Here is a 25,701-nt window from a genome sequence, read left to right as displayed (position 1 = left end):
CCTTAGTGGCCCAAATGCGTTGGGCGTTATTTGGCAAAAGCTCGTGTGTGCAACCGCATGCATCGGTTGCAATACAATGAAATAGGAGAGCTTCATGATTGAGCACATCACTGCCGTGATTATTACAAAAAATGCGCAAACAACGCTAGCGGCTTGTTTGGAATCTTTGCGACCCTTCGCTGAAGTGGTAATTTTTGACAACGGTTCTAACGATGATACTTTAATTATTGCGCGCAGTTATCCTAACGTTAAAGTTTATCAAGGTATCTTTCAAGGTTTTGGTCCGACTAAAAATCATGCAGTGAGTTTAGCGAATAATAGTTGGGTATTTTGTATTGATGCCGATGAACGTATTACACCTGCTTTAGCCGATGAGCTTACGCAATGGCCGCTAGATACGCCGGATAATCATGTTGCAAAAATTTTGCGTGAAAATTGGTTTATGGGTAAGCCCGTGCGGGTAGGTGGTTGGGGAAATGACCGTTTAATTCGTTTATTTCATCGCGTGCGTTATGGGTTTGATGATGCGCCCGTGCATGAAAAAGTATGGCTCAATTCACCTGCGGTAGTGCGCACATTTGAAGGTGTCTTGCAGCATGCTGCGGTTGATGAGTTGGGTCAGTTTTTAATTAAAATTAATCGTTATTCGGAAATTCGGCGCCAAACCAGCAAGCGAAGTTATCGTCCATTTATTATTGTATTGCGCAGCCTCGCTGCATTTTTAAAAAGCTATGTTTTAAAATTAGGTTTTTTAGCCGGCTGGCGAGGTTTAGTGATTGCAGTTGCTGATGCTAACGGCGTATTTTTTAAATATATGAAAATATATGTTTATCAACAACAACCGTCGTCAGAGAAACGTCGTTAATGCGGATTGCGCATATTAATCTAGCGCGCGGTTTTCGGGGTGGCGAACGTCAAACGGCATTATTAATTCAAGCCTTGGCCGCGATGAATGTCATGCAAGCCCTGGTTGCGCGTCAAGATTCGCCTTTGTGGAATGAATTGAAAGACGTAGCTAATTTGCAACGAATTAAAATCAAGCAACCTTATTTCTTGCGATTAACCAGATTGCGCGCTTGGCGACCTGATTTATTGCACGCACATGAAGCGAAAGCGGCGCAGTGGGCATTTTTATATAAAATTATTTATAACATTCCTTATATTATTACGCGCCGAGTATTGAACCAACCTAAAAATAATATGTTTACCAAAGCCGTGTATCGGAGCTCAATTGCAATGAGCGCGGTCTCTTCGGTAGTTGCACGGATTTTAGAAGAATATATGCCGGCAAAAACCGTGCGCCATATTCCGGATATGGTTTCTGACATTCCGCTGAACCTTGAATTACAAGTGCAGTTACAAAAAAAATATGCTGGTCACTATATTATAGGACATGTCGGCGCTTTAAGTTCGGAAAAAGGCCAGCGTATTATTATTGAAGCTGCAAAAAAAGCCGCTGAAACAAAACCAACATTACATTTTGTCTTGGTAGGCGAAGGCGCCGATCGAATTTATTTAGAAAATAAAATTCAAGAATATCATTTAACTAACGTAGAATTAGTGGGCTTTACGCGAGAAGTGAGTACGTGGATCTCGGTGTTTGACGTCTTTATATTTCCGTCTTTGCAGGAAGGTTTCGGATCCACTTTATTAGATGTGATGAAACTCAACAAACCCATTATTGCGGCTCGCACCGGCGGAATACCGGATTTAATCCGCCATGAAAAAAATGGCTTATTAATTACCGCTGGCAGCGCTCTTGAACTAGTGAACGCTATCGACAGATTATCGCAGGATAAACAGTTCGCTCAGTGTTTGGCGAAAGAAGGCACGCAAAGTTTAGGTTCTTATCTACCCGTGACAGTAGCTGAGTGCTACCATGCTTTATATCGTCAATGTTTGCAGTAATAATTACTTATGAAAATTCATATTCCTGATTTTAGTCAAACGCGCGTTTTAGTGATCGGCGACGTGATGTTAGATCGTTATTGGTACGGTCCTACATCACGAATTTCCCCCGAGGCGCCAGTGCCTATTGTTAAAGTTGATCGCATTGAAGATCGTCCCGGCGGTGCTGCAAACGTCGCGTTAAATATTGCTTCTTTATTAGGCCAAACCACGGTGCTCGGTTGGGTCGGCGCTGATGAATCCGCGCAGATTTTACGGACACAATTAGAACAACGTGCGGTGCAGTGTCAGTTATTAACTACGGCGCAGCATGCAACCATTACCAAATTACGCATTGTTAGTCGCCAACAACAATTAATTCGCATGGATTTTGAAGATGGTTTTGCTAATGCAGAGTATGCCAACTTAGTACACGCATATGATGAAGCCTTGAGTCAATGTGATGCGGTGATTTTGTCGGATTATGGCAAAGGTACCTTGCTTGATGTGGCGGATTTAATCGCGCGCGCGCGTGCTGCAGGCAAAGCCGTGTTAATTGATCCTAAAGGTACAGATTTTTCGCGTTATAAAAATGCCAGCGTGATCACGCCGAATCAATCTGAATTTGAAGCGGTTGTCGGTGTGTGTGTGGATGAAGCGACACTCATTCAAAAAGCCGAACAATTGCGTCAGTCTTTAAACTTAGACGCTTTATTAATTACGCGCAGTGAAAAAGGCATGGCTTTATTTCGTAAAAATCAACAGCCTTTATTATTACCTACGCATGCGCGCGAAGTGTTTGATGTGACCGGCGCCGGTGATACCGTGATTGCAGTATTGGCTGCAGGGATAGCGGCGAAAATGGAATGGGCTGATGCCACCGCTTTATCCAATTTAGCTGCAGGCGTAGTCGTGGCTAAATTAGGTACTGCAACGGCGAACTTACGCGAATTACAATTAGCGATGTTAGCGCATGAACCATTGCAACGCGGCGTCGTGCAAGAAGATGCGTTGTTAGCGTTGTTAGCGCGCGCGCGCGCCAGCGGTGAACGCATTGTTATGACAAATGGTTGTTTTGATATTTTGCATGCAGGGCATGTGGCTTATTTAGCGCAAGCTCGTGCGTTGGGTGATCGTTTGATTGTCGCCGTTAATAGTGATGAATCAGTAAAGCGTCTGAAAGGCCCGCAACGTCCAGTGAATGCAGTGGCGCAGCGTATGATTGTATTAAGTGCTTTAGAAAGCGTCGATTGGGTAGTACCCTTTTCTGAAGACACACCTGCACGCATCATTGAAAAATTGCAGCCGGATGTTTTGGTGAAAGGCGGCGATTATAAAGTTGAACAAATCGCTGGCGCAGAAAGTGTGCATGCAAGAGGTGGCGACGTTATTGTATTAGGTTTTATTGACGGCTGTTCGACCAGCGGGATTATTGAATCCATTCAGAAGAGCATGTGAGATGATTATTGTAACGGGCGGCGCAGGTTTTATTGGCAGCAATTTAGTAAAAGCGCTAAATGAACAAGGTCGTACGGATGTTATTGTGGTTGATGATTTGCAAGACGGGACTAAGTTTTTTAATTTAGCCGATTGTGAAATTGCGGATTATCTTGATAGCGCAGATTTTTTAAATCGCCTGCAAGTGGGTGAGTTTGACGGCGAACCCATTGACGCGATTTTTCATCAAGGGGCGTGTTCTTCGACCACGGAATGGAATGGTCGTTACATGATGGAAAACAATTATGCGTATTCAAAAGAGTTATTACATTTTTGTATGGCGAAAGACGTGCCTTTTATTTATGCCTCGTCAGCTGCAGTATATGGTGGCAGCGCAGTTTTTAAAGAAGAGCGTCAGTTTGAAAAACCATTAAATGTGTACGGCTACTCAAAATTTTTATTTGATCAATATGTGCGCGCGCGTTTAGTCGAAGCTCCTGCACAAATTGTAGGTTTGCGTTATTTCAATGTGTATGGCCCGCGTGAACAACATAAAGGTTCGATGGCCAGTGTCGCTTATCATTTTGACAAACAGTTGCATGATACGGGTGCGATGCGTTTGTTTGAAGGCTCCGATGGTTATGACGATGGCGAACAACGACGTGATTTTATTTATGTAGCTGACGTTATTAAAGTAAATTTATGGTTTATGCAAAATCCGCAAGTGTCTGGCGTATTTAATTGCGGCACTGGTCATAGCCAAACTTTTAATGATGTTGCGCATGCGGTACGTGCTTATCATGGTAATGGCGAAATTCAATACATGCCTTTTCCGGAACATTTAAAAGGTCGGTATCAAAGTTTTACTGAAGCAGATATGAGCTTGTTGTACGAAGCAGGTTATCAGGATCAGTTTATGACGGTAGAAGAAGCGGTACCTTTATATATGGATTTTTTGAATCCACAACCTTAGTCACATATGAGTAATATCATTAAACGTTATCTTGTCATTGGCCCTGCATGGGTGGGTGATATGGTAATGGCGCAAGCGTTATTTATAAGTTTAAAACAACAAAATCCTGATTGTATTATTGATGTGGTAGCGCCTGCTTGGTCAGTTGCGTTATTGGCGCGCATGCCAGAAGTGCGAAACAGTTGGACGTTAGCAGCGGCTCATGGTGAGTTGGCTTTAATGAAACGTTGGCGGTTAGGCAAACAATTGCGCGCGGAGCAGTACACGCATGCGATTACATTGCCGCGTTCATTTAAAGCGGCATTGGTACCTTGGTTTGCGCGTGTGCCGCAACGCATTGGTTTTAATAGTGAGTTACGCTGGGGTTTATTAAATGATAGGCGCGTGTTAGATCGTCAACATTTAAACCAAACTGTTAAACGTTTTGTCGCCTTAGGATTATCGCGAACGGACGCCGCCACAGCTTTTATGATTCCACAACCGCGGCTACGTATTGATCTTGATAATCAGCAGCTTTTATTGCAACGATTAAATTTAAATAGCAAAAAACCGATTGTTGCAATGATGCCCGGTGCAGAATATGGTCCAGCTAAACAATGGCCACTTGAATATTTTGCAGAACTCGCGCAGCAATTAGCGGTGCAAGGTTATCAAACGTGGATTTTAGGTTCGACAAAAGATAAACCTGCAGGTCAGATGATTGTCGATCTGGCAAATATTACTAGCGTGCGGAATTTATGCGGCGAAACGCGCTTAGAAGATGTAATTGATTTATTAGCGAGTGCGCAAGTTGTAGTCAGTAATGATTCAGGCTTAATGCATATTGCGGCTGCGGTGAATGTGCCGGTAGTAGCCATTTATGGTTCGTCGAGTCCGACATTTACGCCGCCTTTGAGTCATCACGCAGAAATAATGTACCAAGGTTTAAGTTGCAGCCCGTGTTTTGAACGTCACTGTCCATTAGGTCATTATAATTGTCTACGAGAAATTTCAGCCGCCGACGTCGCGCAGCGCATCCAAAAAATCCGCGCCCAAATAAATACCAAATAAATACCAGCTAAGTTAATTATTTTTTTTGTAAAATCTTGTCCAGCATTTTTATTACTTCTTCAGGCTTAATCATATTCATGACGTCAGGGTCACGCACACGTTGTCCCCATGGTGCAGTTGCGATGGTTTGTTGATTAAATTTTTCTAAAGCAGCGGGATAGGCATTCACTACGTATTCAAGTTGGCCATACGGCCCCGTGCGCGCGGGATTAGAGCTGGCGTATAAACCTATTACGTCGGTGCCAACTGCGTTAGCAATATGTAAAGGCCCCGTGTCCGGCGCGATAACCACGCGTGCTGATTGTAATAATGCGGCTAATTGTTTTAGATTGGTTTGTCCTACGAGATTAATGGGTTTGTGTGTACACGCCGCATAAATTTCATCTGCCAGATTTTTTTCAACAGCATTATTACCACCGCTTAAAACCGTACGTAAATCATAACGAGTGTAAGCATAATCAATGACAGCGGCATAACCACTGGTTGACCAATTACGAAAATTGCGCAACCGGGCACTGCTACACGCATTAATAACTAAATACGGTGTTTGCACGCGCGCACGCATGGCAGTGCTGGCATCCGTTGGAATGGGTAGATCCCATATTAATTGTGGATTAACAATGCCCAATGTTTCGGCAAATTGTAAAAAACTATCTAATACATGATTCTGTGCTTGAGGCGAAATTTTTTGATTACTAAATAACCATTGGCTGTTACGTGCGCGTGTTTTATCAAAACCAATTCGGCTTGCTGCATTGATTGCTAAGCTAAAAATATTTGCGCGCCATGAAGCTTGCATGTGCAAGAGCACATCGAAATGACGTTGTCGCAATAACTGACGCAATCGAAAATATTCACGTAAGGTGCGTTTTTTGTGTACGACGATAAATTCTACATCGGCAATATCGCCGATCAGCTGATGTTCTAAAGCCCCAATCACCCACGTGATTTGGCAATGCGGCCACTGATGTTGTAGGGTGCGAAGCAATGGCAGCATATGCGTAATATCGCCAATAGCGGATAATCGCAAAATACAAATGGAAGCCGGTGCAGATGCTGGATGCGGCATTTCAGTTAACAACGAATGGGAAGATGGTTCATGCATGTGGCCGAGATTATCGAGCATCAGCGACATATCGTCTATGACGCAGCAATAAAAGATCCGATGATGGTTTTGCAATTGCCTGCAGCCACTGAAGAAAGCGCGCAACGGGCAGCAGCGGGTCGTGGTCAAACGTGGATTGTGTCGCATGTGACGGGCGCCGTCGTCTTGCGTCATTATCGACGGGGCGGGGTTATCGCGCGCATAGTGAGTGATCGTTATTTATGGTTAGGTTGGCAACATACTCGGCCGTATCGTGAATGGCAGTTACTTAAAATTTTATATGACGCAGGCTTACCGGTTCCGCAACCTGTGGCTGCGCAGGCGTATCGCGAAGGTCTTAGTTATACCGCCGATTTGGCGACTCGTTATCTGGAAAATAGTCAGCCGCTATCTCATTTTTTGTTGCAGCAATCCACAGATTGGCAAGTGCTAGGGCAAATGCTGCGGCGTTTTCATCGTGCCGGTGTATGGCATGCCGATCTTAATGCGCATAATATTTTATGCACGGCGCAGGGGCCTTATTTAATTGATTTTGATCGAGGGCGATTATTAGCAGCGGAAAAAGACCAGATTACAGGCTGGATGCAGGCTAATTTAGCGCGTTTATTGCGCTCCTTGCGTAAATTAAAACGACAAACCCCGGGATTCTATTTCGAAGAAACACGTGACTGGCCTCAATTGCTCGCGGCCTATCATGCGGCCGAGCGTTGAAGACCTGCTGCAAATAGTCGCAGAGCAGCGCAACGACTTGAAAACAGTTAAACTACGCAGCATTACAAACCATCCATAGCGAGTGAGTTGTCATGCCAGGGCGTGATTATATTATTGATAATATTAGTGAAGCGGTCAGTGTTAAGCAGGCCATGTTGCTCGAAGTTGGTTTATTAAACACCATTCATGACGTTGCCGAACGTTGTCTGCAAGCCATTAAAGCCGGCAATAAAATAATGTTTGCGGGCAATGGTGGCAGCGCCGCGGATGCACAACATTTAGCAGCAGAATTGGTTGGGCGTTATCGTTATGACCGCCCCGGCTTACCTTCATTAGCGTTGACTACCGATACTTCTATTTTGACGGCGGTGGGTAATGACTATGGTTATGAACAAATTTTTTCGCGTCAAGTACAAGCCAATGGTAAAGCCGGTGATGTATTTATCGGTATTACGACGTCGGGCAATTCTAAAAATGTATTGTTAGCGATCGAACAAGCCAAAAAAATGGATATCGTGACAGTTGGTTTTGCCGGTAATCAAGGCGCGATTCAAAGTGCTTGTGATTATTGTATTGCGATTCCTTCAGATCAAACTCCCCGCATTCAAGAATGCCACATCATGGTTGGACAAATCCTTTGTGGTTATATTGAGGCCAGTTTGTATCCTCGTTCTTGAGATTCGATATGCAACCCGCAGTGTTTTTAGATCGTGACGGTGTTATTAATCGTGACAAAGGTTATGTGTGGCGGATTGAAGATTTCGAATTTTTGCCGGGCGTGTTTGATGCCTGTCGGCATTTAAATCAGTTAGGTTATGCTTTAGTGATCGTGACTAATCAGTCCGGTATCGGTCGTGGCTATTTCAGTTTTGATGATTTTGCGGTGCTGAATAACTGGATGCTCCAACAGTTTGTCGCTAACGGCGTACACATCAGCGATGTTAAAAATTGTCCTTATCATCCCACTGAAGGCGTCGGTGAGTTTCGGATTGAATCTGTTTATCGTAAACCCGGTCCACAAATGTTATTGGATGCGGCAGTCGATCATCAGTTAGATTTAAGTGCTTCATTTATTGTTGGCGATAAAGCCTCTGACATACAAGCCGGCAAAAATGCCGGTGTGCAAAAATGTTTTCTAATTCATCCACAAGGTACACAAGCCGTGTTGCAGGCGTATGGTGCCGATGCCGTTTATGCCTCGTTATATGACATGGTTCAAACAGAGTTTAAAGTAGAAGGTAAAGCTTCATGAAGCTAACAATTTTTGGTTCAGGTTATGTCGGTTTAGTCACGGGCACGTGTTTTGCCCAGGCCGGCAATGATGTTTTATGTGTAGATGTAGACGCTAAAAAAGTGGCGCGCTTAAAACAAGGCGATATTCCTATTTATGAACCCGGTTTAGAAAAACTCGTTCAACAAAACCAAGCATCGGGTCGTCTGCGGTTTACCACCGACATCGCTGAAGGTGTCGCTCATGGAGAATTTCAATTTATTGCAGTAGGCACTCCTCCGGATGAAGATGGTTCTGCGGATTTACAACACGTCGTCGCAGTGGCGCGCAGTATCGGTCAATATATTACTGAATATAAAGTGATCGTTAATAAATCAACGGTACCGGTTGGCACTGCCGACAAAGTTCAAGAAACTATTTTGCAAGTTTTGCAAGCGCGCGGCGAAGACATTGCTTTTGATGTCGTATCGAATCCGGAATTTTTAAAAGAAGGCGCAGCTATTAACGATTTTAATAAACCGGATCGCATCGTCATTGGTTCTGATAGTCCGCAAGCGATTGAATATATGCGTCGTTTATATCAACCGTTTAATCGTAATCATGATCGTTTGATTGTCATGGATGTGCGTTCTTCCGAATTAACGAAATATGCGGCGAATGCAATGTTGGCAACTAAAATCAGTTTTATGAATGAGCTGGCAAATTTAGCAGTGCGTTTAGGTGCGGATATTGAAAAAGTGCGAGTAGGCATTGGCTCCGATCCACGAATTGGTTATCAATTTATTTATCCCGGCTGTGGTTACGGTGGCTCTTGTTTTCCAAAAGATGTTAAAGCCTTAAATTACACCGCTAAACAAGTAGGCTGGGAGCCACAAATTTTGCGCGCCGTAGAAGCCGTCAATAATTATCAAAAACAATGGTTGTTTGAACGTTTAAATAATTATTTTAAAGGTAATTTAAAAGGCCGCACGATCGCAGTCTGGGGCCTAGCCTTTAAACCGAACACCGATGATATGCGCGAAGCACCGAGTCGCGAATTATTAGAAGCCTTATGGAAAGCCGGCGCTAAAGTGCAAGCGCATGATCCGATTGCGAACAATGAAGCCAGGCATCTATATGGCGAACGCGCTGATTTAGTATTAGTTGATCAGCCTTATGACGCGTTAAAAAATGCAGATGCGTTGGCGATTTGTACAGAGTGGGATAGTTATCGTAGCCCGAACTTTGAGCTTATTCGCGACGCATTGAAAGAGTCTTTAATTGTTGATGGTCGTAATTTGTACGATCCTAAACATATGCAAGAAGTGGGTATTTTTTATCAAAGCGTAGGACGACCCTAACTTATTATTTAAAAGTTTATTATAAAAACAAGGAGCATTATTATGAAGCGGTATCTGATTTTAGTAGGCTTAGTTTATGTGTTAGTGGGTTGTGCTGATACACATAAAATAATACGGCAAGACGTCGTGAAAGATTTTCGAATTACCCCTAATGATAAGATATGTATTTCTGTACCAATAGACGGTTTATATCGTGCGCGCGTTTATAAAGGGTCAGGCGAAAACACGTCTCGTATTATTTATTCTGAATTTATGAAGAGAAGCCGAATGGTTAAGCTGAGCGCAGCATTTCAAGAGTTTGAAGCGGTTCAAGAAGAAGCCAAGAGTGCTAATTGTAAATATTTAGTTCATTCCACAATTTTAAATTGGGAAGATAGAGCAACCGAATGGTCTAGCATTCCTGATAAAGTAGAAATAAAAATAGAAATCATAGAGACCTTAACGTCAAACACTATGTTACTTACAATAATCAAAGGCACTAGTGGTGTTGCGACGTTGGGCGGAGATCATCCGCAGGACTTATTGTTGTCGCCCATAGGAAAATTTGTATCGTCTTTATATTTTTAATCTTGATTATTGCAGCCTAGGAGCTAATGAAGCGGGAAAACTTGTAATATAAAAAAACAAAGTCAAAAAATTATTAAAAATTAGTTTTAAAGTAAATTTTACTTTTTTTATTCTTGATTTAACCGCTGGAGATTTAAATGGCTGCGAGTGATGAGTGGGAAATTAAATATTTAACAGAGTCGGGTTGGGTAATTGGTGGTTATCGATTGGACTCTGGCAAACAAAAAGAAGATGCAAAACCACGGGGCGGAGTATTATTTGTTAAGCGCCGTGTTATCTTGGGAGTGCTTGGAGTACCTTCTTCTTTAAATGTGGATGAATCACGCCACAATTTAATAAATGATACTAATAAAATTAATGCACTATTGGCAAAATACGGAGAGCCTAAATTTAGAATATAAAGGGAGACTGCTTTTAAGAATCAATAGAGTAAACTTATTTGATAAAATAACGGGACGCTACCCTTGAATTCTTATAAAGCAGAAGCATTTCGTTCGTCGCTACGCGACTACAGCGAGTAACTTTGATTGCCAGGGATGGATGAATGCAGATTTTGCAGGAGCAAAAATCTGCTTGTCGTAACAAAAAGTCACCAACGCCGCTCTCTTGCATCCCTGCAATCGCGGCATTCGAACATCCTGTTCATCAAATACTCCCCTGATGTCTCGCTGCGCGTAAATATTACGCGCAGCTTCCTTATGTTTGATCTGTTGTTACGGGTCGTCCTGACGCGACCTCCCTGTCGCGGCGTGACTAAAACAAACCTCCTGTTTGTTTTTCCCGACAACATCTCAAACACTCGGCGAGCCATAGGGGCATTTGCTTTGTTCTGGATGAAAAATGAATTAAAGCAAAGTAGTGTTTTAAGGAATGGAAAGTAACGTAGCCCGGATGAAGCCGAATATATTCGGCGCAATCCGGGGTGAATTGTAAAAAGCCTTCCCGGATTTCGCCCGTTACTACGGGCTCCATCCAGGCTACATTTTAATTAAGCCCATGCGTTCTTATTTAACTTAAATGTTAAACGAAGGGATAATGCCCGTTATGGTGTGCCGAGAAGTGTTTAAGGGGTAGCGACACATGAACAGGGATGTTCATGTGAGCCGATCGCAACACGATGTTGCGTTGAGGCGACGCGTTAGCCATTAAACACGGCGAGGGAATACTTGAATGGAATCGTATTCCATTCAAGTGCACAACATTCGGGCGAGTATTTGATGAACAGGATGTTCGAATGCCGCGATTGCAGGGATGCAAGAGAGCGGCGTTGGTGACTTTTTGTTACGACCGCAGATTTTTGCTCCTGCAAAATCTGCAATCACGCCATCCATGGCGATCAAAAGTTACTCGCTGTAGTCGGGTAGCGACGAGCGAAACGCTTCTGCTTTTAATAAAAAATGTTACGACCGCAGATTTTTGCTCCTGCAAAATCTGCATTCACGCCATCCTTGGCGATCAGCGAATTTTTGCTCCTGCAAAATCTGCATTCATGTCATCCCTGGCAATCAAAGTTACTCGCTAATTCGCGTAGCGACGAGCGAAACGCTTCTGCGCTTATACATTTCAGGAGTCGAGCTGTTATTCGATTGGAGCGTATCTTAATATAACTCCGCCAGAGGAAAGCTGTCTCGCTTCAAGCAATTTCAGTTTTTGATAGTTTAATCCAAGATTGAAAAGATACCGGCCTTTACCAAGAAATACAGGTGCGACACAAAGTCGGTATTCGTCAAAAAGATTTGCTTTCATGAGCGATTCCGAAAGAATGCCGCTTCCAAAAACGAACATATTTCCATTTCCTTGCTGTTTCAGCTTTGGTAGTTCCGCAATAGCGTCTCTTACGATGATGGTATTGTTCCAATCCGCACTCTCAAGTGTCGGTGAACAAACGACCTTGGAGATTTTATTCATATACTCCGCAGTTATTCCTTCGGCTGTTCCTACCGCTTTTGTCCAATAATCGGCCATGCCCTTGTAAGTTGTTTCGCCAAAAACAAGCATGTCGGCTGTTTGTAATTGTTCATTGCTTAAATCTTCAAGCTCCTTGCCCCAGGCAAGCTCATGAAAGCTTAAGTCCCAATTCTTTTCACCCTCGAAGTATCCATCAAGAGTAATTACATTCCACATGATTAATTTTTTCATATAATTTTTTTAAATATAAGAATTAGTTTACTAGTTGATCGTGTTTGAGTTGCTGATAGTAATGTTCTGCTATGTGGGTATATGACTGACAGCATTGTTGAGCGCGTTGACCGGTTGTTGCTACGTTTTGTGGTTGCGCATAAATTTCTTGTAATAATGTCGGTAGTTGTAGAGCGCTTACCTGAAAGATGGCTTGCTGGTTTTTTAGTAAGGTTAATTCTTCTGAGAAATTTTGCATGTACGGCCCGGTAATAATGGTTTTGCTTAAGGCCGCGGGTTCTAAAATATTATGCCCGCCAATGTTTACAAAGCTACCACCCACAATGACTAAATCGCTATGCGCATACAAAGCCATGAGTTCGCCTAAGGTATCCGCTAAATAAATATCGGTCTGCTCCGTGATTATGTCTTTCTGGCTGCGCACGGCAATATTAAATTCTTTTAATTCGCGCGAGATGTCGTGGCGCCGTTCCGGATGTCGGGGTGCAATGACTAACAAAGGCCGTGGCGTTAGATGACGCCACGCGTCAACGATGATGCGTTCTTCGCCTGCATGTGTAGACGCGGCTAAATAATAAGTACGTTCTGGAATAAAATTTGGATAATTCTTTTCGAGGTGCAGCGAAAACTTTAAATTACCCATGATCTGAATTTTTTCTGCGGCAACGCCTAAGGCTAGATAGCGTTCGGCTTCTGCATCTGCGCGTGCATAGATTTTATCTACATTCATAACGGCGATTTTTTGAATGGCGTGTTGCAGGTTTATACTGCACGCGCTTAAACGAGCGTTTAAGATAGCCAGTGGTATATTGGCTTGCTTAATCGCGCCAAATAAATTTGGCCACAATTCGGTTTCCATCATTAAAGCGCAGCGTGGTTGGAAGTTTTTTAGAAATCGCTTAATAGCGCGTGGATAATCTAATGGGCAAAACGCATGGCTTAAGGTCATGCCATAGGCGGGGTGAGTTTTAACTAAGCGCGCAGCGGTAGCGGTATTGGTGGTGATGAGTATGTGTTGTTGTGGGTGTTGCTGCTGAATGATTTTTACTAAAGGTTTTGCGGCTTGCCATTCGCCTACTGAAGCGGCGTGTATCCAAATGGCGTTGATGTTGCTATGACGATAAAAACCGTAACGTTCGCGTAAATACTGCCAGCCGCCTTGGCGGCGATAAATTTCTCGCAGTGTGAATAAAAAAACAATGGGGCTAAGTAAGCATAACAACGTTCGATACCAGAAGAGTGGACGTTGCAATGCGGGAGCTGTCATTAATTAATAAATATTCGGTTCGCCAGCAGGGCGGGTTTTAAAACGTTTATGCGTCCATAGGTATTGTTCGGGTGCGAGACGAATAGCACGTTCCATGATTAGATTAGTGGTAGCTGCATCAATAACATCGTCGCCAGTAGGAAAGTTTTCAACGGGTGGATGCACCACAACTTTATAATAAGGCGCGTCTGACGTGCGATAGGGAAAAAACGGCAAAATAATCGCGTTGGTAAGTTGCGCCATGCGCGCAGTAGCGGTCAACGTTGTTGCTTGTACGCCAAAAAATGGCGCAAATACGGTGTCATGATGGCCGAAGTTTTGGTCAGGAGCATACCAACTGATTAAACCATTTCGTAAGCCCTTAATAAGGCCTCTCGTATTTTTACTATTGATGACATCTTTATATAGATCACTACGTGCTTTTAGCATAATGCGTTCAAATAATGCATTTTTAGATTTTTTATACATGACTTGAATGTTAGCGTGAGGGCGTAAAAAACGGCCACTGATTTCGGTGCAAGTCATATGGCAACTTAAAAACATAATAGGACGACCACTTTTTTTTGCGGCCTCGATATGTTCTAAGCCTTCAATGTGTCCCAATGACTGAAAGCGCTGTTCGTTTCCCCACCACGCTAAGCTGGTTTCCATTAAGGCAATGCCTATGTTTTCAAAACAACGGTATAACCAATCGGCACGGATTTTTTCATCTACTTCGGGGAAACATAGTTTTAAATTAATGCGTCCTACACGACGACGACTATGCGCAATATAATAAAATAAGCGACCAATAATCTTGCCTAACCAGATTTGTAAGCGTAAGGGCAGATAAGTAATTGCGCGTGCGATGCCAATCCATAACCAAACAACAATGTATCGAGGACTTAGTGCTTGCCGCAGTGTTATTGTTTGCTGCATGGATTATTTCATCCACTGATTAATGAGTTGTAAATCGGCAATTGATAAAGTGCCCACTGCTTGTTTTAAACGCAGATGATTTAATACGTATTCATAACGAGCTTGTGCGTAATCACGTTTGGCGCCGAACGTATCGCGTAATGAGCGTAATACTTCGGTAGTATTACGGGTACCTACTCTGAAGCCAACGTTGGTCGCGTCATACGCCGCTTGGGTTGAGATCATGGATTGTTTCAGTGCGTTTACCCGGGCAATACCAGCCGATACATTTAAATAGGCATCACGGGTTTGGCGAATCACTCGGCGTCGAGTGTCTTCTGCTTGTTGTCGTAATGCTTCACTGCGATAAACCGATTGACGAACACGCGAAGAGGTTGCACCCCCAGAATAGATAGGAACATGGAGTTGCAACATTAGACTATCTTGGGTTTGCTCGCTGCCGCCGAAGCTGCCGCCTTCGGAATCGCTGTAATCGTGTTGGGCAATTAAATCTAACGTTGGATAATGTTCTGCGCGCGTTTGATTGATGTCATGTTCGGCGGCATCAAGAGCAAATTGGTTGGCAAGTAGGGATAAATTATTTTTTAATGCATTATCAACCCACGCTTGTTTATCAGCAGGTTCTGGATCGAGGAGGGGCACGTTCTCTGAAAGATTCGCTAAACCATCGTAGTACTGACGCGTCAGCACCCACAATGCTTCAATGTAACTTGCAAATTGATTGTCCGCTTGAATTTTAGCAGCAGTGGCGCGATCGTATTCGGATTGTGATTCTTTAACGTCAGTGATCGGAATTAAACCAACATTGTAGCGTTGTTTAGATAATTCTAATTGTTTGCCTACACTTTTAAGCTCAGAGTTGGCGAACTCCACATTATCTTGGGCGCTTAATACCGCAAAATAGGCTTCGGTTGCAGTAATAATAAGTTCTTGTTCTGTTAAGCGATATTCAAGTTCAGCTTGTGCATTGCTAGCCTTGCTTTGACGCAAGCGTTCCCAATAAGCGCGGTTATACAATGATTGATTTAAATTTAAATTATAACCTTGGCTTTCAGTATCTCTAGAGCCTGTAGTAATGAAGCTGCTGTCGCTGCTTGTTACATCAGTAGTGCCGCGCGAAATATTGACGTTACCTGAGATTTGAGGCAATAAAGCCGCGCGACTTTGTGTAACGTTTTCACTAATTACATTAAATTGAGCTTTGGCTGCTAACAAAGAAGGATTCTCTTGTAAGCCGTCTTGATACACCTGTAATAAATCAGCAGCGTGCAACATTGGACTTATGCCGACGCTGTTGATAAAACCAACACTTATTAATAATAAAGTTCGTAAAGGAAGTATTTTTTTTGGCATGATAAAAGTATCCAATTTATAAAATATTTAATAGCGCGTCATCTGAGCATCAATTTCTTGTGCCCAGGCGTCGATGCCACCGGCTAAATTAGCAACATTGAAACCTTGTTGTTGCAAATAGTGCGCGACTTGCAGGCTACGCATGCCGTGGTGACACATCACCACAATCGGCAGATCGTCCGGTAACTCTTGATACCGGCGGGTGATTTCACCCATCGGTATATGGAGAGCACCTTCAATATGACAAATGGCCCATTCGCTGGCTTCGCGCACATCCAGCACTAATGGTGCGGTCACATTATTGAGTTGTTGTTGGAGCGTCTGTACTGAAAGTTGTTCCATTATATATAACGATCGCTGGCAAGATTAAAAGCTCGGGCATTCTAGCATGACTCCTTTTATAGGTTGAGGCATGCCTAAGCGAAAACGCAGGAAAAGACTACGAATGAATAGAGGAATGGCGTGCGGTCAGGAACACGCCGATTTGCGACAGATTTGTCTAATGTGCGAGCGTTGCAGCTAAACGTGGATCAACCGGTAGGCTGATAGTGAAGGTAGCGCCGGCATCGGCATTGTTCGCAAAATAGAGCGCACCCCCATGATCGTTCATGATGATATCGCGAGCGATGGTTAAGCCCAGACCTATGCCTTTGCCGCGTGCCTTGGTGGTAAAAAAAGGTTCAAAGATTTTGTCGGCGATGTTTTTGGGTACGCCATCACCACTGTCGCACACACTGATTAAAACATGATTGTTCTGATAGCTAGTGCTAATGACGATTTCGCTGGATTCATTGCTGTTTAACGACGCTTCGCTCACCGCGATCGCATGCCGGGCGTTAGATAATAGATTTAATAAAACATGGGCGATATCACCGACGTTGCAATACACCAAGGGCAATTCAGCGAATTGCGTGCGCAAAGTGGCGATATATTCACAGTCATTTTTGATAACCGCTAATAGACGTTGAATCATCGCGTTAATATCGGTTTCAGTTTCTATCACAATATCGCTTTGATCAAAACTGAGTAAGGCCTCTACTAACGTAAGTGCTGAACGCGTAGTTGATAAACTGGTGCGCACGCTGGCATCCATTTGGGTTTTTAGTGCGGCATTTTCATTGGCAGATTCGATGCTCATGTGTTCTACATCATGTTGTAAACCTTGTAAGTTTTTGAGTAGATAATGCAAATGCGTGCCGGTTTCCCGACATACGCCCGCTTGTACTTGACCTAAGGTTCGGAGTTTGTGCGCAACAATTAAGCTATCTTCGATTTTGGTTTGTTGGATTTTTTGCTCGGCTAATGCTTGAGTGGTTTGTTCTAATAAATCATGTTGTTCTTTGACAACGCTATTGAACACCTCTAAATGTAAACGTTCTTCTTTTTGTTGCGCCCATTTTTCAGTTAAAGAATGCGCGGCTTGAATGATTTCAATGTTGTCGAAGGGTTTTTGTAAAATAAGTAATTTATTATCTTGATTTAAACGATGCGAAATATCATGCCAGGTATGATCAGAATAGGCTGAACAAATAACCACTTGTAAATCAGGATCCACACTCCACAGTTTTTCAATCGTCTCAAGTCCATCCCAGCCAGGGGGCATGCGCATATCTACAAACGCTAAGGCATACGGCAATCCCGTTTCATGAGCGCGTTTCACCATTTCAAAGCCTTCTTGGCCTTGATGCGCATCACTTAATTCGAATTCATATTTGAACGCAGAAGCGGTGTGAGTAGGCGAATCATCAAATAATGCGGCTTCGGCAGCCGCTAGCTCTAACCCTTTATCATCTCGCTGGTTAAGTACTTTATGAAATACATTATGAATATCCAGATTATCGTCAATAATCAAAATTCGGTTGTTGCGTTCCGTTAGGTGAGCCATAGACAATTCCCTGTGCTTTTATTTAACAACACATGTGCCGTTCGATTCACTAGACATCGTCGACATATGCTTATCCATGGACAGTTTTGCGGCTGCGCAAGCGGATCCTTTAGATTGAATTAACCTTGCATTGCGCAGGTAAATTACCTACCCTGAGCACGCTACAAGCTAGGGGTGCCCCGCCGTTTACGGAGCGGGCTGAGACTCAAACCCTTTGAACCTGAACCAGTTTATGCTGGCGGAGGGAAGCTGCAGTACTTTCCCAGTGCTCATCTTGCCTTCGCTGAATTTGCCCATGAGGGGCTAATGCCCGAAGGAGATTTATATGAGCGCCATTCCACAATCATTTGTGCAACAAACCGCAGAGTTATCCGCGGATGTGACGCGACCTTTGTCGGGTTCGCGCAAAATTTATATAAAAGGGTCGCGCGCGGATGTGCAAGTAGCGATGCGTGAAATTCATTGTGATCCTACTTCTGCTAGTTTTGGCGTCGAAGAAAATCCCCCTGTTACGGTTTACGATACTTCCGGTCCTTACAGCGACCCGACGGTTAAAGTTGATTTATTAAAAGGCTTGGCGCCGTTGCGCGCAAATTGGATTAAAGAACGCAATGATACCGAGCAACTCAGTGGACCAAGCTCACACTTTGGTCGCGTTCGCCAAGTTGATGCGGGTTTAGCGCATTTACGTTTTGAACATATTCGCGCACCGTTACGCGCTAAAGCCGGCGCGAATGTTAGCCAAATGCATTACGCCAAACGCGGCATCATTACACCTGAAATGGAATATATTGCCATTCGTGAATCTTTACGTTTACAAGAACAACGCGCTGATTCGCGTTATGAAAAATTATTAATTCAACATCGCGGTCATAATTTTGGCGCACAGTTACCAACAGAAATTACCGCAGAATTTGTTCGCGATGAAGTGGCACGCGGCCGCGCTATTATTCCCGCCAACATTAATCACCCGGAATTAGAACCGATGATTATTGGTCGCAATTTTTTAGTTAAGATTAATACCAATATTGGTAATTCAGCAGTAACTTCTTCGATTGCGGAAGAAGTTGAAAAAATGGTGTGGTCAGCGCGCTGGGGTGGTGACACCGTTATGGATTTATCAACCGGTAAAAATATTCATGAAACGCGGGAATGGATTATCCGTAATTCACCCGTACCGATTGGTACCGTGCCGATTTATCAAGCATTAGAAAAAGTAAACGGAGTAGCAGAAGATCTAACGTGGGAAATTTTTCGCGATACTTTAATTGAACAAGCTGAACAAGGCGTGGATTATTTTACTATTCATGCAGGCGTGCGTTTAGCGTATGTGCCGATGACGGCAAAACGCTTGACCGGTATTGTTTCGCGCGGAGGTTCCATTATGGCGAAATGGTGTCTGTCGCATCATAAAGAAAATTTTCTCTATACACACTTCGAAGAAATTTGCGAAATCATGAAAGCCTATGACGTGTCGTTTTCATTAGGCGATGGTTTGCGCCCCGGTTCGTTGGCAGATGCGAACGATGAAGCACAGTTTGCAGAATTAGAAACATTAGGCGAGCTTACAAAAATTGCGTGGCAACATGATGTGCAAGTGATGATTGAAGGCCCCGGTCATGTACCGATGCAATTAATCAAAGAAAATATGGACAAACAATTAACCGATTGTTTTGAAGCACCGTTTTATACGTTAGGGCCCTTAACGACTGACATTGCACCTGGTTATGATCATATTACTTCCGCCATTGGTGCTGCGCAGATTGGTTGGTACGGTACCGCGATGTTGTGTTACGTGACGCCTAAAGAGCATTTAGGTTTGCCGAATAAGCAAGATGTACGAGACGGCATCATTGCTTACAAAATAGCTGCGCATGCGGCGGATCTGGCGAAAGGTCATCCGGGCGCGCAATTGCGTGACAATGCTTTATCTAAAGCTCGCTTTGAGTTTCGTTGGGAAGATCAATTTAATTTAGGCCTTGATCCTGAGCGCGCGCGCGAATTTCATGATGCAACCTTGCCGAAAGATTCCGCAAAAGTGGCGCATTTTTGTTCGATGTGTGGGCCGAAATTTTGTTCCATGAAAATCTCGCAAGATGTGCGCGATTATGCGGCTGGTAAAGGCATTGCTGATATTAAAGTAGCTATTGAAAGCGGCATGCAAGATAAGTCTGTTGAGTTTAAACAAGGCGGCGCGCAAATTTATAATAAAGTATAGGAGCTAAATAGTTTGCTGGGATAGCTAAAATAAATCTTAGCAAACTATTTTTTCATAAAAGGGAGCGGACGAGCGTGACAGCACAGTTTTTAATTATTATAGGCGCCGCATTGTTGGGCACTAGGCTGTTTGCGGCATTTTATTTGTGGCTTTAAAAATAACCGCATGAACCTGTTGCGAATTATTACGCTGTTTTGCCTGTGCTGGCCCTTCAGTGTGGGGGCTGTTACAGAATTAAATATTGCCGCAGCCCCGCATGCAGCCATATCGTTAGCAAATGTGGTGGAAGTGTTAGAAGATCCTAGCGGCAAGTTAACGCTGGACGATGTGACGAATGGCGCGGCAGCTAATCGATTTGTAGTATCTGACACGGATCAGTTGAATTTCGGTTATTCGACTTCGGTGCATTGGGCGCGTTTTACGCTCGCACCTTACGATAATGAAAATTTATTATTCGAAGTGGCTTTTCCTTTATTAGATTATGTGGATTTTTATTATGTGTATAAAAACAATAATCACATCCAAAATGTTCACCAGCGTGCGGGCGATAAATTACCTTTTAGTGCCAGACCTATTGAGCATCGTTTTTTCTTATTTCCACTGCCTGAACAAATAATTGAACCCACTACATTTTATTTACGCTTTGAATCAGAAGGTGCTAATCAAGCGCCATTAAAAATCTGGCGACAAATCGATTATTTAAAAACCGCTAAAGATCATAGCCTTGTCTATGGTTTGTATTACGGCATTATTTTAGTGATGGCTTTGTATAATTTGTTTTTGTATTTGTATGTGCGCGACCGTATTTATTTAGCTTATGTATGTTACATAACTACGTTTTGTTTAGTGCAAGCCACTTTAAATGGATTTTCTTATGAATATCTCTGGCCTTATTGGCCCTGGTGGGCAAGCCAAGCGCCGACTATTTTATTAGGCGTGGTAAGTTTTTTTGCGTTTGATTTTGCGCGACGCTTTTTAACGACGCCGCATTTGTTGCCTAGACTAGACCGCTGCATGGCAATTTTGATGTATTTGTGTTTGCTAAGCGTGGGTGTGACGGTTTTGGTAAGTTATACCGTAGGCACTAACATCGTTACTTTGTTGGCGTTTTCTTTGGCCTGCACCATTATGACAGCGGCGGTGCTGGTGTTGCGCCAAGGTTATCGACCTGCGCGTTATTTCTTTTTGGCCTGGTTTGGTTTCTTGTTAGGTATTGCGATTAATTGTTTAATGTATTTTGGTTTGATTCCACGTAATGCCCTGACTTCGCACGCGCTGCAAGTAGGTTCAGCCTTAGAAGTTATTTTGTTATCGTTAGCCATCGCAGATCGTATGCATGTTTTGCAAGAAGATAAAATGTTTGCAGACAAACAGCTGCATAAACAAACGATTGAGCACAATCAAGAATTGGAGCGGAAAGTGGCGCGGCGCACGCGCGAGCTTCAAGATGCTAAAGATACTGCCGAACAAATTAGTCAAGAATTAGAAAAAACTAATACTTTATTAACCATCTTGGCGTCGCGCGATAGTTTGACCAATTTATTAAATCACCGCGCTTTTGTGCAGCAACTGCAAACTAGTTTGTCAGTAGCGCAGCGTTATCGATATCCATTGTGTTTAATATTGCTGGATATGGATCATTTTAAGCGGGTTAATGATTTGTATGGTCATCATGCAGGTGATGCAGCGTTGATCGCCGTAGGTGATGTTTTATCTGATCATTTGCGGGAAGGTGATTTAGGCGCACGTTATAGCGGCGAAGAATTTATTTTGTCTTTGTCGCACACTGATTTAGATGAAGGTTTAAAAATTGCGGAACGCTTACGTGAAGCGATAGAAAATATTGATATGGCTAAATATCCGCAAGCGCAGTTGACTGCTAGTTTAGGTTTAGCTGTATACATCCCCGAACATTCGGTGAGTGAATACAAAGAATTAATTCGCCAGGCGGATGATGCTTTATACCGCGCTAAACAATTAGGGCGGAATAGAGTTTGTGCTTAACGGCGGCATTTGACCGAATATTGTCAGTTTTTATGTAAGCTTGCCGCTGTATACTTTATTAAACACTTTGATGGATCCTATGTATGTTGACGCTTACAAAAAAAATAAGCTCTATTGTTTCACCGGTTGGTAGCCTGGATATTTTATCGCGTGAAGAAGTTGCACGTTTGCGCGATGCGAGTGACAGTGGTTTGCATGAATTGTGGCGGCGTTGTTCATTAGCGGTGTTGAATGGCGGACGCGAAACCGACGATGCTTTAGCGGTGTTAAATGAGTATGCGGATTTTGATATTCGTCTTATTCAACAAGAGCGGGGTATCAAGCTCGAAGTATTAAATGCACCAGCCAATGCGTTTGTCGATGACCAAATGGTATTTGGTGTACGCGAACATCTTTTTTCTATTTTGCGCGATATTGTTTATATAGGGCACGAACAAGATCGGCGCGCGGCCGATCTTGAAACATCTAACGGCATTACAGATTTTGTTTTTCATATTTTGCGCAATTCCGGCGCTTTAAAACCACGTTTACGATCAGATGTTGTTGTTTGTTGGGGCGGACATTCAATTAGTCGTGAAGAATATGAATACACCAAAGAAGTCGGTTATGAAATGGGCTTACGTGAATTACACATCTGTACGGGTTGTGGTGCAGGCGCGATGAAAGGCCCAATGAAGGGCGCTGCGATTGGCCATCTTAAACAACGTGTGCGTGGCGGACGTTACATTGGTCTTTCGGAGCCTGGCATTATTGCATCGGAATCTCCGAATCCGATGGTGAATGAATTAATTATCATGCCCGATATTGAAAAACGCCTTGAAGCTTTTGTACGTTTAGCGCATGCGGTCGTAGTATTTCCAGGTGGTGTTGGTACTGCTGAAGAAATTTTTTATTTATTAGGTATTTTGTTGCATCCGGAAAATAAAGATTTACCTTTCCCGTTGATTTTTACGGGCCCGCGTGCGAGTGAAGAATATTTTCAACAAATAGATGATTTCTTAGTGGCAGTATTAGGTTCGGATATTCGGCAGCGTTATCAAATCATTGTGCAAAATCCGCAAAAAGTTGCCACCGAAGTAAAAGCGGGCGTCGAACGCGTGGTGCAGTTTCGCCGCGAGCAAGGAGACGCATTTTATTTTAATTGGCATTTGCACGTTGATAATGCCTTTCAGAAACCCTTTATTCCGACTCATGAAGCAATGGCGGGACTTAATCTGCATCCCGATATTGGTCGTTATCAATTAGCGGTTAATTTGCGTCGTGTGTTTTCAGGCATCGTAGCCGGCAATATTAAAGAAGACGGCGTGCGTCGTGTGCAGCAACACGGACCATTTCAAATTCATGGCGATAGCGCCATTATGGAGAAAATGGATGCGTTACTGCAGTCATTTATAAAACAACAACGTATGAAATTACCCGGCTCAGGTTATACGCCTTGTTATGAAGTGGTGAAATAAATTACGTCAATGTGGGAGCTGCAATTGCCAAATTCTTGTGACTGGTTTATAACATCGCAACGCATTTGTTTTAACTAGGTCACACTTTTTTTGGAGGTTTTATGGAATGGGCGGCAATTGTTACGGTTTTAGCTTTACTGCAATATCAATTTTTTGGTTTTGCTGTGGGTGGTGCACGACGTAAACACAGTATTCCTGCGCCTGCGATGGCGGGTCATCCGGATTTTGAACGCGTCGTACGCGTCCATCTCAATACCTTAGAACAACTCATATTATTTTTACCGGGTTTGTGGTTATTTGTAGCCTTTGTTAGCAGCAGTTATGCAGGGCCTATTGCCGGTGTCTTAGGTTTGGCATTTATTATTGGTCGCGGTTTGTATTCACGTGGTTACACTCGCTCCGCCGATGCTCGTCATATTGGCATGTTGATTAGTTTTTTCCCCATCGTGATTTTATTATTAGGTGGCTTAATCGGCGCTGTAATGAAACTCGTTTCTTGATTTTTTCGTAAGTGGTTGGCAATAGGTCCATGGATGGTCCCGTTAAGCAGTAGGGTAGTAGTCCATTGTGAGTAGCCTATGCAGCAAGTGTTAGTTCGCTTTGTTAATACATTATTGAAATGTTCAGTGTTGCTTGTGTTGGTGTCGTCTATCACACCTGCTTGGGCGGCATTTAATGTTGATTTAACGCCAGATACGCTAAAACAAACTTTAACGTATGCCGTCTGGGGATTTTTAGTATTAGCAGTCATCATGCTCGCATCTAGTTTATGGATTGTGTTATTGAAATGGCAGGTGCGTAATCAGACTCGAGATTTATTAGTGGAGTTAGATGAACGCCGCCGCCTTAGCGAGCAACTGATCCATCAAGAAAGTCACGACGCTTTAACGGGTGTGTTAAATCGCCATTCTTTTGAGCAACGTCTCAACCACGCTTTAAAAAACGTCCGCAAATTTGATCAAAAAAACGTCGTCTGCTTTATTGATCTTGATCAATTTGAATTTATTAATGATTCATACGGCCATGGGGCTGGCGATGATTTATTACGTCGTGTTGCCTGTTTTCTGGAAGCGCAAATAGGTGAAAATGATTGTGTAGCGCGATTTGCGGGTGACAAATTTGGTTTGTTTTTAGAAAATCGCGATACTGAATCCGCCGATCAATTTGCGCAGGAATTGTTAGCACGCTTACGTAAATTAGATACACAAGTAGGCGATCGTTATATTCCTTTAACCGCGAGTGTTGGCGTGGCGCCGATGACTGGCGATATTAAAGACGCGCAAGAATTACTCGCAAATGTAAATGTGGCCACCTTTGCGGCGAAAGAAGAAGGCCGCAATCGTGTGTGTCATTTTCATCCCCATGATTGGCGTACCGGCGGACATCGTAAAGATATTTTACGCTTGGCTGAATTACACGAAGCTATTGATGAAAATCGTTTGGTACTTTACAGCCAGCCGATTATGGCGTTAGCCGTTGATAATCCTACTGTGCATCATTATGAATTATTGGTGCGCATGCGTGATAAAAACAATTACCTGTTGTTGCCCGGCAAATTCATTCCTGCTGCGGAACGTTATGGAATGATGAATTTGATTGATCGCTGGGTTATTCAACAAGCATTTACGTGTTATTCGCAACGTCATGCCAATGGTGATGGCCCCATCATGGGTTTAAATTTATCCGGTAATTCTTTAAGCGATAGAGAATTGCTCGCATTTATTGAAGACATGCTGACGCAATATCGTGTACCCACAGATAAGATTTGTTTTGAAATCACTGAAACTGCCGCTATTAGTAATTTTGGCGTAGCGAAAAATATTATTAATGGCCTGCGCGATCACGGGGTGAGTTTTGCGTTGGACGATTTTGGCAGCGGGATGTCTTCTTTCAGTTATCTAAAACAATTACCCGTGGATTACATAAAGATTGATGGCTGGTTCGTGCGCAATATGTTGAATGATCCAGTTGATAATGCCATCGTTCGTTCAGTGACACAATTTGGCAAAATGATGAATATTAAAATTATTGCTGAGTTTGTTGAAAATGAAGATTTAGTCCGTGTCTTACGTCGTATTGGCGTAGATTACGCGCAAGGTGATGAGATCGGCAAACCTGTTGCGTGGCATGGTGTTTAATTTTTGCATGCACCGCGCAAA

Annotated in this window: 23 protein-coding genes and 1 riboswitch; of the genes, 16 read left to right on the top strand and 7 right to left on the bottom strand. The window is 43.2% G+C overall.

Annotation, left to right across the window (positions count from 1 at the left end):
* Positions 1-94 precede the first annotated feature (94 nt).
* The 5 genes from H0W44_01130 to waaF are packed head-to-tail and all read left to right on the top strand — an operon-like array spanning position 95 to position 5,347.
* On the top strand, positions 95-865 hold the full coding sequence (locus H0W44_01130; GenBank protein MBA3581033.1) for a glycosyltransferase family 2 protein: 771 nt from the start codon (positions 95-97) through the stop codon (positions 863-865).
* Positions 865-1,908, top strand: a complete 1,044-nt coding sequence (locus H0W44_01125; GenBank protein MBA3581032.1) for a glycosyltransferase — start codon at positions 865-867, stop codon at positions 1,906-1,908. The genes H0W44_01130 and H0W44_01125 overlap by 1 nt, the downstream gene beginning before the upstream one ends.
* Positions 1,909-1,917: 9 nt before the next feature.
* Complete coding sequence (gene hldE, locus H0W44_01120) at positions 1,918-3,345, top strand: bifunctional D-glycero-beta-D-manno-heptose-7-phosphate kinase/D-glycero-beta-D-manno-heptose 1-phosphate adenylyltransferase HldE (GenBank protein ID MBA3581031.1); 1,428 nt, start codon at positions 1,918-1,920, stop codon at positions 3,343-3,345.
* 1 nt (position 3,346) lies between these two features.
* Positions 3,347-4,297 carry an ADP-glyceromanno-heptose 6-epimerase gene (gene rfaD / locus H0W44_01115; protein MBA3581030.1) on the top strand — a complete coding sequence of 317 codons (951 nt, stop codon included), beginning with the start codon at positions 3,347-3,349 and terminating at the stop codon, positions 4,295-4,297.
* 6 nt (positions 4,298-4,303) lie between these two features.
* Entirely contained in the window at positions 4,304-5,347 is a 1,044-nt protein-coding gene (waaF, locus tag H0W44_01110; protein MBA3581029.1) for a lipopolysaccharide heptosyltransferase II, read from the top strand.
* Positions 5,348-5,363: 16 nt separating this feature from the next.
* Here the strand turns inward: waaF and H0W44_01105 are convergent, their stop codons facing one another.
* Complete coding sequence (locus H0W44_01105) at positions 5,364-6,416, bottom strand: glycosyltransferase family 9 protein (protein ID MBA3581028.1); 1,053 nt, start codon at positions 6,414-6,416, stop codon at positions 5,364-5,366.
* Positions 6,417-6,446: 30 nt separating this feature from the next.
* On the opposite strand from H0W44_01105, the gene H0W44_01100 reads away from it, so the two are divergent.
* The 6 genes from H0W44_01100 to H0W44_01075 all read left to right on the top strand — a co-directional run bounded on the left by H0W44_01100 (position 6,447) and on the right by H0W44_01075 (position 10,702).
* On the top strand, positions 6,447-7,163 hold the full coding sequence (locus H0W44_01100) for a 3-deoxy-D-manno-octulosonic acid kinase (GenBank protein ID MBA3581027.1): 717 nt from the start codon (positions 6,447-6,449) through the stop codon (positions 7,161-7,163).
* Between the two features lie 92 nt (positions 7,164-7,255).
* Positions 7,256-7,840 (top strand): D-sedoheptulose 7-phosphate isomerase, encoded by a 585-nt coding sequence (locus H0W44_01095; protein ID MBA3581026.1) that lies wholly within the window; start codon positions 7,256-7,258, stop codon positions 7,838-7,840.
* Positions 7,841-7,848: 8 nt separating this feature from the next.
* Positions 7,849-8,415 carry an HAD family hydrolase gene (locus H0W44_01090; GenBank protein ID MBA3581025.1) on the top strand — a complete coding sequence of 189 codons (567 nt, stop codon included), beginning with the start codon at positions 7,849-7,851 and terminating at the stop codon, positions 8,413-8,415.
* Positions 8,412-9,734 (top strand): UDP-glucose/GDP-mannose dehydrogenase family protein, encoded by a 1,323-nt coding sequence (locus tag H0W44_01085; protein ID MBA3581024.1) that lies wholly within the window; start codon positions 8,412-8,414, stop codon positions 9,732-9,734. Before H0W44_01090 ends, H0W44_01085 begins: the two co-directional genes overlap by 4 nt.
* A 42-nt stretch (positions 9,735-9,776) precedes the next feature.
* A complete protein-coding gene (locus H0W44_01080; GenBank protein ID MBA3581023.1) occupies positions 9,777-10,301 on the top strand; it encodes a DUF4823 domain-containing protein in 525 nt (174 codons plus the stop codon).
* A 137-nt stretch (positions 10,302-10,438) separates the two neighbouring features.
* Complete coding sequence (locus tag H0W44_01075; GenBank protein MBA3581022.1) at positions 10,439-10,702, top strand: translation initiation factor 1; 264 nt, start codon at positions 10,439-10,441, stop codon at positions 10,700-10,702.
* A gap of 1,177 nt (positions 10,703-11,879) precedes the next feature.
* Here H0W44_01075 and H0W44_01070 read toward each other — a convergent pair.
* From H0W44_01070 to H0W44_01045, 6 genes are all read right to left on the bottom strand, one after another.
* Positions 11,880-12,440 (bottom strand): dihydrofolate reductase family protein, encoded by a 561-nt coding sequence (locus H0W44_01070; protein MBA3581021.1) that lies wholly within the window; start codon positions 12,438-12,440, stop codon positions 11,880-11,882.
* Between the two features lie 22 nt (positions 12,441-12,462).
* On the bottom strand, positions 12,463-13,707 hold the full coding sequence (locus tag H0W44_01065; protein ID MBA3581020.1) for a 3-deoxy-D-manno-octulosonic acid transferase: 1,245 nt from the start codon (positions 13,705-13,707) through the stop codon (positions 12,463-12,465).
* Between the two features lie 3 nt (positions 13,708-13,710).
* The gene (locus H0W44_01060; protein MBA3581019.1) at positions 13,711-14,625 is read right to left on the bottom strand and encodes a lipid A biosynthesis acyltransferase; all 915 of its coding nucleotides are present in this window, start codon (positions 14,623-14,625) and stop codon (positions 13,711-13,713) included.
* 3 nt (positions 14,626-14,628) lie between these two features.
* Positions 14,629-15,978, bottom strand: coding sequence for a TolC family outer membrane protein (locus tag H0W44_01055; protein ID MBA3581018.1), 1,350 nt, complete (start codon positions 15,976-15,978; stop codon positions 14,629-14,631).
* Between the two features lie 27 nt (positions 15,979-16,005).
* Positions 16,006-16,320, bottom strand: coding sequence for a sulfurtransferase (locus H0W44_01050; GenBank protein ID MBA3581017.1), 315 nt, complete (start codon positions 16,318-16,320; stop codon positions 16,006-16,008).
* Between the two features lie 157 nt (positions 16,321-16,477).
* Positions 16,478-17,863 carry a hybrid sensor histidine kinase/response regulator gene (locus H0W44_01045; GenBank protein MBA3581016.1) on the bottom strand — a complete coding sequence of 462 codons (1,386 nt, stop codon included), beginning with the start codon at positions 17,861-17,863 and terminating at the stop codon, positions 16,478-16,480.
* 160 nt (positions 17,864-18,023) lie between these two features.
* A riboswitch (TPP riboswitch) is annotated at positions 18,024-18,127 on the top strand.
* A gap of 61 nt (positions 18,128-18,188) precedes the next feature.
* On the opposite strand from H0W44_01045, the gene thiC reads away from it, so the two are divergent.
* From thiC to H0W44_01020, 5 genes are all read left to right on the top strand, one after another.
* Positions 18,189-20,081, top strand: a complete 1,893-nt coding sequence (gene thiC / locus H0W44_01040; protein MBA3581015.1) for a phosphomethylpyrimidine synthase ThiC — start codon at positions 18,189-18,191, stop codon at positions 20,079-20,081.
* Between the two features lie 216 nt (positions 20,082-20,297).
* A complete protein-coding gene (locus H0W44_01035) occupies positions 20,298-22,085 on the top strand; it encodes a GGDEF domain-containing protein (protein ID MBA3581014.1) in 1,788 nt (595 codons plus the stop codon).
* A gap of 104 nt (positions 22,086-22,189) precedes the next feature.
* Entirely contained in the window at positions 22,190-23,542 is a 1,353-nt protein-coding gene (locus tag H0W44_01030; GenBank protein MBA3581013.1) for an LOG family protein, read from the top strand.
* A 101-nt stretch (positions 23,543-23,643) separates the two neighbouring features.
* Positions 23,644-24,042, top strand: coding sequence for an MAPEG family protein (locus H0W44_01025; GenBank protein MBA3581012.1), 399 nt, complete (start codon positions 23,644-23,646; stop codon positions 24,040-24,042).
* Between the two features lie 78 nt (positions 24,043-24,120).
* Positions 24,121-25,680 carry an EAL domain-containing protein gene (locus H0W44_01020; GenBank protein ID MBA3581011.1) on the top strand — a complete coding sequence of 520 codons (1,560 nt, stop codon included), beginning with the start codon at positions 24,121-24,123 and terminating at the stop codon, positions 25,678-25,680.
* Positions 25,681-25,701 lie beyond the last annotated feature (21 nt).

The sequence above is a fragment of the Gammaproteobacteria bacterium genome, from assembly GCA_013817245.1.
GTDB lineage: Bacteria > Pseudomonadota > Gammaproteobacteria > HTCC5015 > HTCC5015 > JACDDA01.
The sequence above is the reverse complement of the archived record's forward strand: the minus strand, read 5'-3'. Positions and strand labels throughout refer to the sequence as shown.